We start from the raw sequence: 12,883 nt of genomic DNA, 5'->3' as shown, positions 1-12,883 counted from the left end.
CGCGCCGCAACTCTCATTTGGGTTTTGAGCTAGAGGCGACGCTTCGCGTCGCCCCTAGCTTTTGGGCTTTGAAAAATTCGTCGCAAATGTTGTATTCCAAACAAAATTACAAAGCAGGGATTATTTATCAAATAGCGTTGCCACAAACGCATTGGCTCTTGACTAAAGCGATATAGCCACTCCAGCCCAATCGCCATCATCCATCGTGGAGCTTGTGAAACCTGTCCACTATGAAAATCAAAGGCAGCACCGACTCCGATCATCACCGCAGACAATTGATTATGGGCATAACTCATCCAAAATTCTTGCTTAGGGCAACCAAGGGCGACAAATACCACCTTTGCACCAGATTTAGAAATAAGTTCAATATCCTCAGCTAATTGCACCTCGAAATTGGGATCGTCAAACTCAAAATAAGGTGGGGCATGTTTTCCCGCGATCGCTAAATCTGGGAAGAGTAATTTTAATTTTTGCTCTAATTTGTTAAGCGTTTCGACTGTTGCGCCAAAAAGATAAATCGGTAGATGTTCTTGCGCCGCGCGATCGCACCAAGCCAACATTAGATCGGGTCCATAAACTCTTTGCTGACTTTTTACACCTAGAGATCGCAATCCCCACACAAGCGGCATCCCATCGGGCGTAACAATTTCGGCATTTTCTAATACTTGGCGATAGCTACGATCCCAATAGGCTGTCATTACCACATGCACATTCGCGGCAATAATGTAGCAAGATGTCGCTTGCTGGACAAGCGTGACAATGCGATCGCAAGTATCTGCATAGCTAGTTGTGTCAAGCCCAACATTAATAATAGATATACGCTGACTCATAGAAGTTCTATTTAAATTTTTAGTGTCGCGGCAAAGCTGCGACACTAAAAATTGGTTCTTTATGTTGTGATCCAATTTGATGCTAGTATCATTAAGGCAAAAAATACGGCTTTGGAGTTTTGATTCGCCAAATGAATACAGAAATTGCAGAAGATTTATTCACTCAAGGTTTAGAACGCTACAAACAAGGTGAATCTGCGGCGGAATTAATTCCTGTGTTTGAAAAAGTATGCGATCGCCAGCCAAAAATTGCTAGCGGCTGGATTTGTCTATCTTGGTTATATTTGCTAGACAACAACGCCAAACTCGCGGTTAAGGCAGGTCAGAAAGCGGTCAAAATTGCCCCCGAAGATCCTCAAGGTCACATTAATCTAGCGATCGCGATGTTAGAGCTATCCCAAAAAGGTGTCCGAGAGCAAGTTGAAGCGGCTCAAAATTGGCTAATGATTTTGAAAGATATTAAGCCAGAAATTGTTGAGAATTTTGAAGAGGGACTGCGTCGTCGTCCAGATTGGAAAGCCCTTGAAAAGGTTAGGGACTGGGTGTTAAGCTAAAATTTAGCCAGTGTACTCTTGCTAATTTCGGGTTGCTGTCAACATTTGTAAATCAAAATTGTGGGAACTTAATAAATAACTTTATCTAACATCACATAACTTCATAGCCCCAGCTCTTTTGTCAGAAAAACTTAACACGGGATTTTTGTCAAGGATGCTAGGCTACATAAATATAAATAACTGAAGCTGATAATTTTTTAATTACAGTTAGGTGTCAATTTTTTAAATGGAAGTTAATAAAATGATCTTAGAAAATGTCAGAGTAAAGCCCGACACCCGCAACCACAAAGGCTTCTTTGTGCTAGAGGCTTCCTACAAACTGGTTAATATCGATGGCAATGGTTGGGCTTTAATCTGTTTAGATGACTATGCTTGTCATTACGTCGATCCTGATGATTTGAAGTTGCCCAGAGGTTGGAAAAAAACAACTAGTAACGAAGTTGTACACGTTTAGCGATCACCTTTTGGAGTTTCTTCTATGATTGGAACTAAAAATCCATCAACTCTTAAATTAGAAAAATCAAATTTAAAACAAAAAAGAGCAAACTTGAGTTTGCTCTTTTTTATGCGCAAATCCATCCTTCAAGGCGATCGCAATTTTTAGGAATTCCATAATTCGGTAGTCGAAAAGCCGATTCTGTTTGGATTGTGGCAAGTACAGCATCAAGCATATCGCCCGAAGCATCACTCACACATTCACAAGTAAGCTGTTTATCAATTTCGACAACAAAGCCATACTTTTTACTGAATATAGGTGATCGCACCTGATTAATTATTTCTTGGCGCAAAAATTTCATTTCCATAGTTTGTTTGCGCTTATCATCAGATTTATAGCTTTGTTTGCCGATTATGCTCCTTGACATTAGTGCGGGATAAATTTCAATCACAATTCGTGGATCATTAGTGGGATGACAAGGCAAAATGCTAAAACCTGCTGCAAGCATTCTTGGTGCGCCTTCAAAAAACATTTTTCCTACAGGCACACCATAGACTTTCATGGGACTAATCGCCCCTGTGACTCGATCAGTTTGACGCAGATGTTCGCGATCGCCCGCAGCTCGATCTTGACGATATTGATATAAGGTTTCCACAAATTCCTGTTTGGTCATCTGCCCTATGCGATCGACATATTCCGCCCAAGTCTTCCCCCATTGCAAGTTTTCGATTAATTTGCGAGGTTGCCCCAATGGAAAATCTACTCCTGCAATCCAGACAGGCGATCGCGTCAGAAAGTCCATAAAAGAAGGGAAATCTATAAAACGATGTAACTTCTGAATATGCAAAATATCTGCTTCTAGCCAAGCTTCTGCACAGGCGATCGCCTTGCTTTTGCTAGGTGCGCTAGTAAAGTCAATTCCATATATTTTCATAACGTTCTCAAATTCATAGCTGTCACCAAGTGAAATCCAAAAGAGAGTTGCGGCGCGAAGCGCCGCAACTCTCTTTTGGATTTTGATTTTGACGGGCAACAGCCATAAAGATAGTACTTTGCACCATCTTTAATTTATCTATTTCTAACTTTGATTTCTATTTGTGGAGGTGGTGCTTGTGTTGGCGTTGCAACAGGTGTAGGAGGATTCGGAACAGGTGTTCCCAATGTTGGAGTTGGTGATACTAATGGAGAAGTTAGAGGAGGAGTTGTAGGAATTGCAGTTGGTTGGGCGATCGCAGCATCCTTAAGACTAAATTTTAATTGATAGGGTATTTCAGTAGTCCCTCCAATTCCCTTTAGTTGAACTACATAGGCTCCATCTGATGGAATTTGGACATCAGCATTTACAACATTAACAGCATTGGATAGAGGTATACCTTGAGCATTCAGGACAGTAATTAATAGTCCATTACCTGTAATCGCAGTACTGAGCAATTGCCCAGACTTAGCTTGAACTGTATAAGTGTGAGTAGCATCTCCCACCATTTTGTTAGGGACAACCAAGGATTCTTTGTTGGCTTCCAAATTTAGAACTTGATTTACGGCTGTGTTTTTCGTCGTTGAGATAGGACTAGCGTCAGTAGAAATAGGTTTATTGGCAGGAATTGGGGGATTATTGACAATAACTGGTTGCTGATTATTCCGCATCATCGCTGGCAAAGCAAAAGCCGCAATTACTGCTACTACTGCCAAAAGCCCACCAAATAGAAAGAGAACTCCTGAGTTAGAGCTAGCAGATGGTGCAGGAACTGACCGACGAGTTTGAGAACTAGATTGGTACGAAGTAGGAACATTGGAGACAGTTGAATTTCCTGCTCCAGTTAGAATTGTTGACCTAACGATCTTGCTTGTAGTCGCTTGACGTTCCACTTCAGTCATCGTTGCAAATGTGGTTATACCTTGATTGACCTCACGCACTGACTGGTAGCGCTGCGTATAGTGATAGCGCACCATACGAGTTAATACCATTGCTAATCCGTTGCTAACTTGGGCTTTATCACGCCAGACTAGCTCACCTGTAGCGGGATCGGTTGGGAGATCGGTTGGGCTATACCCTGTGAGAGCTTTAATCGCTACCATTCCCAAAGCGTAAATATCACTGTTATAAGTCGGTCGGCCTGCACATTGCTCACTGGGCATATAGCCAGGTGTACCGATGGTAACGGTAAACCGTGATTCCCCTTTCTCATTAGCCACAAGTTGTGTATTAGCATCTTGCACTGCCTTGACTGCACCAAAGTCGATCAGCACAATCTTTTGATCTTTCTTACGGCGAATTAAGTTATCTGGCTTAATATCGCGATGAATTACTCCTTCAGAATGTACAAATTCCAAGACATCAAGAACATCTTTTAAAATCTTGAGTACTTCAACTTCGGCTAGTTGTTTGTCTCTGGTGGGCGCATCAATATTTTCTAATTCTGCAAAAAGACGATCTTGAGATTCACTATCTAAATCTGATACTTGAGGCAGTGCGGCTTTCAACTCGTCATGAAGCGATCGCCCTTCCACAAATTCTTGCACTAAAAAGAACTGCTTATCTTCCTCAAAATAGGCAAGCAATTGTGGAATTTGATCGTGACTGCCCAGTTTCTCTAGGGTTTCTGCTTCAGTGTTAAATAGCCGTCTTGCCTCACGAATAAAATTGGGATCATCACTAGCGGGCTTTAGTTGCTTAACTACACAGGGTGGCGAACCAGGGCGGCGCATATCCCTAGCAATAAATGTATGCCCAAATCCACCTGCACCAATTTGTTTAATCAGTTTGTAGCGTCCATCTAGTACTTTGGCTGGCATGGCGATCACCCCTCAAGTTATAGGCTATGTAGCTAGGCACAACTAAATATAAAACCCAAAAATGCGTACCGCCCGCGTAGCGGGCGGTACGCATTTTTTCTGTATCTGTACCGCCCGCTACGCGGATGATACAGATTTAGTTTCTGTTTTTTTAATTATGCCGAGGTACTTATGTCTCATTGTATAGGATTAGTTGGTTCTGCAAAACTTCAGCGCGGTAAGTCGTATCATAAGATTAATAAATAATATTCTCTTGCCTCAAAGTTAATGAATTTGACTGCTGAAACGAACTCACTTGCACAACAACTCCATGCCATTGATGATCAATTATCAAAGCGATCGCTAGCTCTTGATCCCAGCGGTTACTTTATTATTTATGTAGATCGCCAACAAAATTTAATTTGCGCTAAATACTACAGCAACATCATTAATGACCAAGGCTTAGCAGTTGATCCTGAAACAGGTAAACCAATTCCTGCTAGAGGTAAAGTAGATCGTCAAGCAGTGCAGTTATTTACGGGGCGAACAGCTAAGGAACTCTGCGTAGAAATTTTTGAACAAACACAACCTTGCCCTGTTACACTGTTTGACCATGCTGCATATCTAGGACGCGAAGCACAGCGAGCAGAATTAGCGCTGTTGCAGCAACAGGAATATATCCAAGATTAGAGAGATTAGAGATTGTTACGATATTCAGCGCTTTGCGCGCTCATATACCTCAAAATATAATTATTCATATCATAGTCATAAGCGCCAGATGTCACCTTCGCTGATCGCACCAAACAACAGTTGGTGGGAAATCCAAGTTATAGCCGAGCAATCTCTAGAAGAGCAGATTTTTTGGCGGTTACAAAATTTTGGCTGTCAAGGAATGGCAAGTCAAAAAAAAGATGGGCATATAAGTGTTAGTAGTTATTTGCCAGTTGAGAAGGGCAATGTTTTGGATTTAGCGGCGCTAGCTCTATGGCTAAAGCAAGATGCGATCGCAGTTGATTACGAAGCGCCAACGACTCAATGGACAGTAATTAATGATGAGGATTGGTCATCGAGTTGGAAACAACATTGGAGTCCACAGGAAATTGGCGATATGTTGGTGATTTATCCTGCTTGGATCGATCCACCGACTGATGGCGATCGCAAAATCTTGCGTCTCGATCCTGGTAGCGCTTTCGGTACGGGCGCTCATGCTACCACACAGCTTTGTTTAGAAGCGTTAGAAATGCGCTTATGGGGTGTAAAGCCCGAAGATAATATTGTGGTTGCCGATGTTGGTTGTGGTTCAGGTATTCTGAGTATCGGGGCTTTGCTGATTGGTGCAACTCAAACCTATGCGATCGATAACGATATTCTGGCGATCAAGGCAACTAACCACAATCGCCAACTCAATGATATTCCTGAAGATAAAATCTGGGTGCAAGAGGGCAGTATTCAAGATTTGATTGCAAATATGCCTGCACCTGCAAATGGGTTTACCTGCAATATTCTTGCGGACATCATCGTTGATATGGTTCCCTATTTCGATCAGCTTGTTGGCGAGAATGGCTGGGGGATTTTAAGTGGAATTTTGGTTGAGCAAGTACAGAAAGTTGCTGAGGCTCTTGATACTCATAAATGGGTAATCGCAACGTTCTGGAAGCGCCAAGAATGGGCTTGTTTAACGATTAGAAGATCAGAATATTAACAAAAAATTGCTTCGCAATCTTTTGTTACAGCAATAATTTTTTACAAGTTTTGCTTTGCAAGTTTTGCAAAGCAAAACTTGTAAAAAATTATTGCTTCGGGTTTCAGCGATCTGCGCTGTAATTAACGGGACGCGCTACCATAATTCCGATCGCATGATCAACGCCTTCAATGTAACGCTGTAAATCGGGAGAGACTTTGACCTTGCCTGATGGTGACGCATGGATGAACGCAATCCCATTGGCAGTAGGATAGACAAAGCCTGTATGCGTAGCATCTAGCCCTTTGAGATCTGTCGTCACGGCAATAATGTCACCAGCTTTGAGTAATGAATAGATAGAGCGAATCTTTTGGGATGGAATATATCGTAATGGCTGCGATCGCTTCTCTAGCTCCATCTTCTGCTCCATTGCTAAAATGCATTGATGATTAGCTTCATTATTTTTCAGGCGTGGATATTTCTGCCAATTACTACTCATAAAGTTTAATTTTTTATTGAGAGGAATGCCTCCCAATTCAGATGTGAGGTCACGCACAATATTGCGTTTCTGATTGTTGCGTATCCATTCTGAAAAATAATGTAAACGACTGCAATAGCCATCTAGCTTGCCATCTGCATAACGAACTTCTTGGATCTTCTCCACAAAGTTCTCGTAGCTGGGACTTGGCGATCGCAAGTTACGAGAGAATGCTAAAACTGTCTCCACAAATAGCACGCAGTCAAATTCTGTAAGTGATACGAATAGCTTTTCGGTTGGACCTTGGTCTAATAAACCTTCGCGATAGGTTGCACCAAGAAATTTAGTAGAAACAGTTTGTAGAACTTCGTCTATGGGGAGTGTGGTGATTTTGCGCTCGCCTATTTGCTGCATCAATCGTTGATATTCTAGTTTTGAGGCGGAAATATTTGGAGTGTCTGAATTTTGAGGCGAGGCTGTCTGTGGTTTAGCAACTAGACTGGGTTGGGCTTGCTGATTATAATTAATACAATTGCTTATGGGAAACCCCAAAAATATGTTTCCTAGCAAGGAACATATCAAAAATAGATTGTCAATATCTTGCATAAACCGTGAGCAATTCTAATTATGGAAACAACTTTGAGGTTTTCAGCGCCTACAGCACTGAAAACCTCAAAACCAATTTCGAGAAAAGTTCGCCACAGGCGAACTTTTCTCGAAATTGGTTTCACGACTAGAATAGCTGATAGGCCGCGCATTTAAGTAGGAACAAGTTCATTAGGACGCAATTTCATCCATTTCCCCGTCTCTGGTGAGAAGCTCTCACAACCAACAACATCCCATTCCATTTGGATATCGCCTGATGTCGTTTTAATATTGACATTAATCGTTGGTGAGTTTGCCTCAAAGACTGGATACTCAGTTAGATGCGGCTGTAAATGTTGTGCTTCAACAGCGTGATAGGTGATGCAGAGATCGACATAGGTGCAGTTGATGCAGATGCACATGGCAGTTATACCTAATTCATGGGGATATGCTAACAAAAAAATCCTTGAGACGTTCTATAGCTGTCGCAATGCTTGAACCCAAAAGTGAGATGGCGGCGCTAAGCGCCGCCATCTCACTTTTGGGTTTTGATTTGTCTTAATGGTTTGCTATACAATACCTACTAGCAGTTTTAAATCCTTAATAATTTGTTGCATTAAACACTATGGCACTGAAAAAAGGCACACTTGTTCGCGCTATTCGCGAAAAGCTAGAAAATAGCCCTGAAGCAACGGCAAATGATACTCGCTGGTCATCATATCTGTTTGAGACTTGGGGCGAAGTGTTAGAGTTTCGTGGTGATTATGTCCAGATTAAATTTGGTAAAGTATCAACCCCTGTAATTTGGCTGCATAAAGATCAATTAGAAGAACAGGCAGCTTAAACACCAATAAATTTTAAAAGCCTTGCCTTGCAAGGCTTTTAAAGTCTCCCCCCCTTGCAAGGCGAACCTACTTTCTCCCCATCAAAAGAATAGATGCTAATAATTAGTGGTGCGCGGCGAAGCCGCGCACCACTAATTATTCACTGGGAAGGGAGTATGACAATTATTTTGACCAATGACGATGGCATTGATGCGGAGGGGCTTTGGTCTTTGCAAAAAGCTACTGAACTAGTGTTTGGGGCTAAAGGCGCGATCTCAGCCCCATCTCGCCAATATTCGGGTTGTGGACATCAAGTAACTACCAATGAACCGATCGCAATTGCCAAACGTAACGAGCATACCTATGCGATCGCGGGTTCACCTGCGGACTGCGTAAGGGTCGCTATCGCGCATTTGTATAGTGATGTGAAATTGGTACTGTCAGGCATCAATCATGGTGGCAATATGGGTGTGGATGTCTATATGTCGGGGACAGTAGCAGCAGTGCGTGAGGCAGCTTTTCATAATATTCCTGCGATCGCTATTTCCCATTATCAAGATCGACGCAAAGCCTTTGATTGGGATTGGGCCGCACACACCACGGCTGTAGTCATTAAGCAACTTTTAGAAATTAAACTCCCCCATCAGTCCTATTGGAATGTGAATTTGCCTCATATTGATCCAGATGATCGTAAAGATATTCCTGAGATTATATTTTGTGAAAAGTCAAGCCAACCATTGCCCTTAGAGTTTAAATCCGATGGCGATCGCGTCACCTATACAGGTCGTTATAATCTTCGCGATCGCACTCCAAATACTGATGTTGATGTTTGCTTCTCTGGCAAAATAGCTGTCACACAGATGAGCATTTAAGTATCTAACAAAAAGGCAAAGCGCCCGACTTGTCTTTTTGTTAGGAGCAAAACCAGATAATATTTTAAAAGCCTTGTTTTACAAGGCTTTTAAAATATTATTTTTGTAAATCTTATGAGTGCAACATCACAATCAACTAAGCAATTAGAAGAAAAAGTTATTTTAGTAGATACCAGCGATCGCCAAATAGGGGTTGCGGAAAAATTGCAAGCACATCGTGAAGGATTACTGCATCGAGCTTTTTCAATTTTTGTGCTGAACTCACAGAATCAACTTTTGCTGCAAAAACGCGCCAAACACAAATATCATTCAGGTGGACTCTGGACAAATACCTGTTGTAGTCATCCACGCCATGAAGAGCCAACCTTGCTAGCCGCCCATCGCCGACTCCAAGAAGAAATGGGCTTTGATTGTGAATTGCGCGAAGTTTTTAGTTTTATATATCAAGCAGAATTAGATAATGAATTAACCGAGTATGAATTTGATCATGTATTTGTGGGATATAGCGATCGCAATCCAGTTCTCAATCCTGAAGAAGCAGAAGATTGGAAATGGATAGATTTAAAGATTTTACAAACGGATATTCAAAAAAATCCAGAATCTTATACCTATTGGCTACGCGATTGCTGCGATCGCTTCATTACTGAGCTAGTATAAAACCAAATAGAGAGCGGCGGCGCTTCGCGCCGCCACTCTCTAAAATTGATGCCTATAGCTATACTTGAATTGATCTTCATGAAGGAAAATATGGAAACTTATTCAGAAGAACAAGTCGATCAGATTCTCCGCTATGCTCTTGCAAAGAGAACCAATGGTCAAAACCTTACCAAACAGCAAATATATGAGATCGCCTCAGATATGGGAATCAGTGAAGCTGATTTCTTAACATCTGTGCAGGAGTGGCGATCTACACAAACTGTTCGCAAAGAGCTGGTAGAGTTTGATAAATACAAAAAGAAGTCTTTACAAGCAAATGTATTGAAATATGCGATCGTTAATTCTTTTTTAGTAGCACTCAACCTGTTTACCTCTGGTAGTATTGGCTGGGCAATCTATCCTCTATTGTTCTGGGGACTGGGTGTAGCGTTGGATACATGGGTTACTTACCAGCCTGAAAGCGAAGAATACGAAAAACAATTTCAAAAATGGCTGCGCAAACAAAAGCGCGATCAACTCACTGCCCAAATCACCGATAAATTAACCACCAGCCTCGAAGAATGGCTCAAGTGATTCATCCAAACCCTGAATACATTGAAAAAAAACGCTGCTCCGCAGCGTTTTTTTTCAATGTATTCAGGGTCACAGAATCGCGAAGCGATGTAAAATGCGGATGGAGAGACTCGAACTCTCACATCAAAGATACTAGAACCTAAATCTAGCGCGTCTACCAATTCCGCCACATCCGCATGTGTAAGGTGTTTTTTACACCGAATCAAATAATACAGCAATTTGGGTAAATTGCGGCACAAATTTTTAACTGGGTGATAAGAAAGATCTAAAACGCTGCCTTTACCTTCTCGGTTTTAGTGATATACAATCATTCTGATTTAGTGCTCGATCTATATTTCTGCCATGAGCATACTTTTAGCATCCTCGTTGAGCATGTCTGTCTAGTGCATATCAATAAGCCTCAAAAAATCGATCTAGAACAAATTTATCCCTGTCCTTGCCCCCGCAAACGTGGAAAGCTAAAGCCGATCGCACTAACTGACGCTTTTGGTTGCGATCGCTGCTCTTTGCTATTTCAGCGGGAAAATGACGGCTATAGTCTATTGCAATTAGGCGGTATTGAATCTCAACAACATACATGGCAATGGACTGGCAAATGGCAACCTATTCGGGGAAATAGTCAACAAGCTCGGCTAGAAACGGCTTTGATGTTCATTGCTTCAGTATTATTTTTTGCGTTAATCATTGTCTGGGCGCTAAATCTAAAATCAACTTTGGGTATTCCTTTAGCCATTTTGTTGTTTACCCTTTTGGGTTTGCTAATATGGCGATTGCTCGTGATTCGCCAGCGCGATATTTAACAATTATTTATTACAGAGTATGTCACCAGAAGACCTTACAGGCTTCATTTATAAATCCCATGCGGCGGCGCTGCAGCTCATGCAAGTTTCTACCAGAGAACGGGACAGTTTGCTGCTAGAAATTGCCAATGGCGTTAAAAAGCATAAAAATGCGATTTTAGAAGCTAATACGCTGGATTTAGAAGCAAGTCGAGATATGGCTGTACCTGATTTGGTACTAGAGTGGCTAAAACTGACTCCAGAAAGGCTCAACAATACGATCGACTGTCTGATCCAACTTGCGAATCTACCCGATCCCCTAACCCTACATGTAGGCATCAATGGCTATCAGCGCGTACCTTTAGGAGTAGTAGCCTTTATATATGAGGGTTTTCCTCAACTAGGCTTAATTGCGGCAGGGATGTGTCTTAAGGTCGGTAATACGATTATTCTCAAGGGGGGGAATGAAGGTACAAATACGCAAGAAGCGATCGCCGCGATCGCCAAAGATATCCTCATTGCCAAAGGTTTTCCTGAGGCATGTATGACTTGTGTCCCCAAAGGTGTGACGCTCAAAGAATTGATCGTCCAAGAAAAATATTTACGCTTGGTTATTCCTTATGGTCGTCCTAGCTTTGTACAGCAGGTGAGCAAGCAGGCGACGGTTTCCGCGTTACCAATTTCAATGGGTAATTGCTACCTCTATTTATCGGCTTCGGGTAAGTTGGACTTTGCCAAAGAAATTATTCTCAATAGTCGTAAAGGTGATCCTGATGCGGTTAATGCGATCGAAAAGTTAGTTGTGCATCGGTCATGGCTTGATCGAGCTTTAATCGATCATGGATTAGGTGAGTGGATTAGCAGTCTCAAAAAGCAAGGTTTGGCGGTGCGGGGATGTGCGGAGACAACTGCTTACTTTCGGCAATTTCTAGAAGAATCTCATAGCGAGGAAACCGACAAACCAAGTCAAGTCCTGATTGACCAATCAATCGAGTCCGAGGATATCTGGGGACAGGCTTATTTGGACGAGACGATCGCAATCAAAATCGTCAATGATACCGAAGAGGCGATCGCATGGATTAATCAATACAGCAGTGGTCACGCCGATGTATTGCTGACGGACTCCTTGTCCGAACGAGATCGCTTCGTTAGTCGGATCAATAGCAGCACAATTTTTGTCAATGCCCATAGTCGCTTTAGTCGCTGTTCTAAAATTGGCGATAGTGGCAATGCCAAAATTGCGTTGGGTATGTCTAGTTTAAAAACACGAGGTGCATCCAGATACCCAGGGGTAATTGATATCTATGCTCTCACCACTACTAAACAAGTGCTGACAAGTTCTTTTCAATCGCCGTAATTTGAGATATAGCGCTGCAATAGATCTTCAAGTTTTGTAACTGGCGATCGCGGTGGAAATCTAGGTAGTTCTTGCTCCTGTTGGAGAACGTTAAGCAGACAAAGTACAGGTATTTCATATTGATAGCGATCGAACCAGTCTGGATTAGTCGTAATTTCCCTGATCTCTAGCTCAAAATCTACACTTTTAACCTGTTGCAATTTTGTTAGCAAACCTTCACACAGACAGCAATCTTGCTTGCTATACAAAATTAATTTCATAGATTTTTGTTGAATTTACTTTCACCATGTTATATTATTAATCCGTCAGAACGCATAGCTCAGTTGGTTAGAGCACCACGTTGACATCGTGGGGGTCGATGGTTCGAGTCCATTTGCGTTCATAGGTTACAGCTTTTAGTCAATTTTCCCGTACCAATTCCGTACCAATAAGATAAAAAATCTAGTCTTGAAACGTTCTAAGTAAAGATTTCATGAAATACTTCA

The 12,883-nt window shown here is 41.9% G+C and carries 16 protein-coding genes and 2 tRNA genes; 11 read left to right on the top strand and 7 right to left on the bottom strand.

What is annotated here, in order from left to right; genetic code table 11:
- Window positions 1–29 precede the first annotated feature (29 nt).
- Window positions 30–830 carry a WecB/TagA/CpsF family glycosyltransferase gene (locus tag APA_RS12235; protein WP_201322549.1) on the bottom strand — a complete coding sequence of 267 codons (801 nt, stop codon included), beginning with the start codon at window positions 828–830 and terminating at the stop codon, window positions 30–32.
- 131 nt (window positions 831–961) lie between these two features.
- Here APA_RS12235 and APA_RS12230 point away from each other — a divergent pair, with 131 nt between their 5' ends.
- Together APA_RS12230 and APA_RS12225 are read left to right on the top strand one after the other, a co-directional pair.
- A complete protein-coding gene (locus APA_RS12230; RefSeq protein WP_201322548.1) occupies window positions 962–1,384 on the top strand; it encodes a hypothetical protein in 423 nt (140 codons plus the stop codon).
- A 241-nt stretch (window positions 1,385–1,625) separates the two neighbouring features.
- Window positions 1,626–1,838 carry a hypothetical protein gene (locus APA_RS12225; protein ID WP_201322552.1) on the top strand — a complete coding sequence of 71 codons (213 nt, stop codon included), beginning with the start codon at window positions 1,626–1,628 and terminating at the stop codon, window positions 1,836–1,838.
- A gap of 109 nt (window positions 1,839–1,947) precedes the next feature.
- Here the strand turns inward: APA_RS12225 and APA_RS12220 are convergent, their stop codons facing one another.
- Complete coding sequence (locus APA_RS12220; RefSeq protein WP_201322547.1) at window positions 1,948–2,754, bottom strand: hypothetical protein; 807 nt, start codon at window positions 2,752–2,754, stop codon at window positions 1,948–1,950.
- 134 nt (window positions 2,755–2,888) lie between these two features.
- Window positions 2,889–4,613, bottom strand: a complete 1,725-nt coding sequence (locus APA_RS12215; protein WP_201322546.1) for a serine/threonine-protein kinase — start codon at window positions 4,611–4,613, stop codon at window positions 2,889–2,891.
- A gap of 267 nt (window positions 4,614–4,880) precedes the next feature.
- Here APA_RS12215 and APA_RS12210 point away from each other — a divergent pair, with 267 nt between their 5' ends.
- Both APA_RS12210 and prmA read left to right on the top strand, forming a co-directional pair.
- Window positions 4,881–5,282: a DUF4346 domain-containing protein gene (locus APA_RS12210; protein WP_201322545.1), complete on the top strand. Its 402-nt coding sequence runs from the start codon at window positions 4,881–4,883 to the stop codon at window positions 5,280–5,282.
- An 88-nt stretch (window positions 5,283–5,370) separates the two neighbouring features.
- Entirely contained in the window at window positions 5,371–6,294 is a 924-nt protein-coding gene (gene prmA, locus APA_RS12205) for a 50S ribosomal protein L11 methyltransferase (RefSeq protein ID WP_236579546.1), read from the top strand.
- Window positions 6,295–6,397: 103 nt separating this feature from the next.
- On the opposite strand, the gene APA_RS12200 is transcribed toward prmA, so the two are convergent.
- Both APA_RS12200 and APA_RS12195 read right to left on the bottom strand, forming a co-directional pair.
- A complete protein-coding gene (locus APA_RS12200) occupies window positions 6,398–7,303 on the bottom strand; it encodes an N-acetylmuramoyl-L-alanine amidase-like domain-containing protein (protein WP_236579544.1) in 906 nt (301 codons plus the stop codon).
- A 206-nt stretch (window positions 7,304–7,509) separates the two neighbouring features.
- Window positions 7,510–7,758, bottom strand: coding sequence for a Ycf34 family protein (locus APA_RS12195; protein ID WP_201322543.1), 249 nt, complete (start codon window positions 7,756–7,758; stop codon window positions 7,510–7,512).
- A gap of 203 nt (window positions 7,759–7,961) precedes the next feature.
- Between APA_RS12195 and ndhO the strand changes: the two genes are divergently transcribed.
- The 4 genes from ndhO to APA_RS12175 all read left to right on the top strand — a co-directional run bounded on the left by ndhO (window position 7,962) and on the right by APA_RS12175 (window position 10,262).
- On the top strand, window positions 7,962–8,180 hold the full coding sequence (ndhO, locus tag APA_RS12190; protein WP_103666650.1) for an NAD(P)H-quinone oxidoreductase subunit O: 219 nt from the start codon (window positions 7,962–7,964) through the stop codon (window positions 8,178–8,180).
- Window positions 8,181–8,336: 156 nt separating this feature from the next.
- Complete coding sequence (gene surE, locus APA_RS12185) at window positions 8,337–9,032, top strand: 5'/3'-nucleotidase SurE (RefSeq protein WP_201322542.1); 696 nt, start codon at window positions 8,337–8,339, stop codon at window positions 9,030–9,032.
- A gap of 114 nt (window positions 9,033–9,146) precedes the next feature.
- Window positions 9,147–9,689, top strand: a complete 543-nt coding sequence (gene idi / locus APA_RS12180; protein ID WP_201322541.1) for an isopentenyl-diphosphate Delta-isomerase — start codon at window positions 9,147–9,149, stop codon at window positions 9,687–9,689.
- Between the two features lie 90 nt (window positions 9,690–9,779).
- The gene (locus APA_RS12175) at window positions 9,780–10,262 is read left to right on the top strand and encodes a 2TM domain-containing protein (RefSeq protein WP_236579542.1); all 483 of its coding nucleotides are present in this window, start codon (window positions 9,780–9,782) and stop codon (window positions 10,260–10,262) included.
- Between the two features lie 95 nt (window positions 10,263–10,357).
- Here APA_RS12175 and APA_RS12170 read toward each other — a convergent pair.
- Window positions 10,358–10,438, bottom strand: a tRNA-Leu gene (locus tag APA_RS12170).
- A gap of 144 nt (window positions 10,439–10,582) precedes the next feature.
- Between APA_RS12170 and APA_RS12165 the strand changes: the two genes are divergently transcribed.
- Both APA_RS12165 and APA_RS12160 read left to right on the top strand, forming a co-directional pair.
- A complete protein-coding gene (locus tag APA_RS12165; RefSeq protein WP_236579533.1) occupies window positions 10,583–11,062 on the top strand; it encodes a hypothetical protein in 480 nt (159 codons plus the stop codon).
- 19 nt (window positions 11,063–11,081) lie between these two features.
- Window positions 11,082–12,398 carry an aldehyde dehydrogenase family protein gene (locus tag APA_RS12160; protein WP_201322539.1) on the top strand — a complete coding sequence of 439 codons (1,317 nt, stop codon included), beginning with the start codon at window positions 11,082–11,084 and terminating at the stop codon, window positions 12,396–12,398.
- Here APA_RS12160 and APA_RS12155 read toward each other — a convergent pair.
- Window positions 12,386–12,658, bottom strand: coding sequence for a glutaredoxin family protein (locus APA_RS12155; RefSeq protein ID WP_201322538.1), 273 nt, complete (start codon window positions 12,656–12,658; stop codon window positions 12,386–12,388). The two genes, APA_RS12160 and APA_RS12155, sit on opposite strands and share 13 nt — an antisense overlap.
- A gap of 48 nt (window positions 12,659–12,706) precedes the next feature.
- Here APA_RS12155 and APA_RS12150 point away from each other — a divergent pair.
- Window positions 12,707–12,780 (top strand) — tRNA-Val (locus APA_RS12150).
- The last annotated feature ends 103 nt before the right edge of the window (window positions 12,781–12,883 follow it).

Origin of the sequence: Pseudanabaena sp. lw0831 (assembly GCF_016584665.1) — a bacterium.
Taxonomy (GTDB): domain Bacteria; phylum Cyanobacteriota; class Cyanobacteriia; order Pseudanabaenales; family Pseudanabaenaceae; genus Pseudanabaena.
Note: the sequence above shows the minus strand (reverse complement) of the source record. Positions and strands in the feature narration are given on the sequence as shown.

Bases quoted from the DNA above. Each gene is read 5' to 3' on its own strand.
- APA_RS12215 (WP_201322546.1), bottom strand. From the start codon at position 4,613: ATGCCAGCCAAAGTACTAGATGGACGCTACAAACTGATTAAACAAATT.
- APA_RS12210 (WP_201322545.1), top strand. From the start codon at position 4,881: ATGAATTTGACTGCTGAAACGAACTCACTTGCACAACAACTCCATGCC.
- APA_RS12235 (WP_201322549.1), bottom strand. From the start codon at position 830: ATGAGTCAGCGTATATCTATTATTAATGTTGGGCTTGACACAACTAGC.
- prmA (WP_236579546.1), top strand. From the start codon at position 5,371: ATGTCACCTTCGCTGATCGCACCAAACAACAGTTGGTGGGAAATCCAA.
- APA_RS12225 (WP_201322552.1), top strand. From the start codon at position 1,626: ATGATCTTAGAAAATGTCAGAGTAAAGCCCGACACCCGCAACCACAAA.
- APA_RS12175 (WP_236579542.1), top strand. From the start codon at position 9,780: ATGGAAACTTATTCAGAAGAACAAGTCGATCAGATTCTCCGCTATGCT.
- idi (WP_201322541.1), top strand. From the start codon at position 9,147: ATGAGTGCAACATCACAATCAACTAAGCAATTAGAAGAAAAAGTTATT.
- APA_RS12160 (WP_201322539.1), top strand. From the start codon at position 11,082: ATGTCACCAGAAGACCTTACAGGCTTCATTTATAAATCCCATGCGGCG.
- APA_RS12155 (WP_201322538.1), bottom strand. From the start codon at position 12,658: ATGAAATTAATTTTGTATAGCAAGCAAGATTGCTGTCTGTGTGAAGGT.
- APA_RS12230 (WP_201322548.1), top strand. From the start codon at position 962: ATGAATACAGAAATTGCAGAAGATTTATTCACTCAAGGTTTAGAACGC.
- APA_RS12195 (WP_201322543.1), bottom strand. From the start codon at position 7,758: ATGTGCATCTGCATCAACTGCACCTATGTCGATCTCTGCATCACCTAT.
- APA_RS12220 (WP_201322547.1), bottom strand. From the start codon at position 2,754: ATGAAAATATATGGAATTGACTTTACTAGCGCACCTAGCAAAAGCAAG.
- surE (WP_201322542.1), top strand. From the start codon at position 8,337: ATGACAATTATTTTGACCAATGACGATGGCATTGATGCGGAGGGGCTT.
- ndhO (WP_103666650.1), top strand. From the start codon at position 7,962: ATGGCACTGAAAAAAGGCACACTTGTTCGCGCTATTCGCGAAAAGCTA.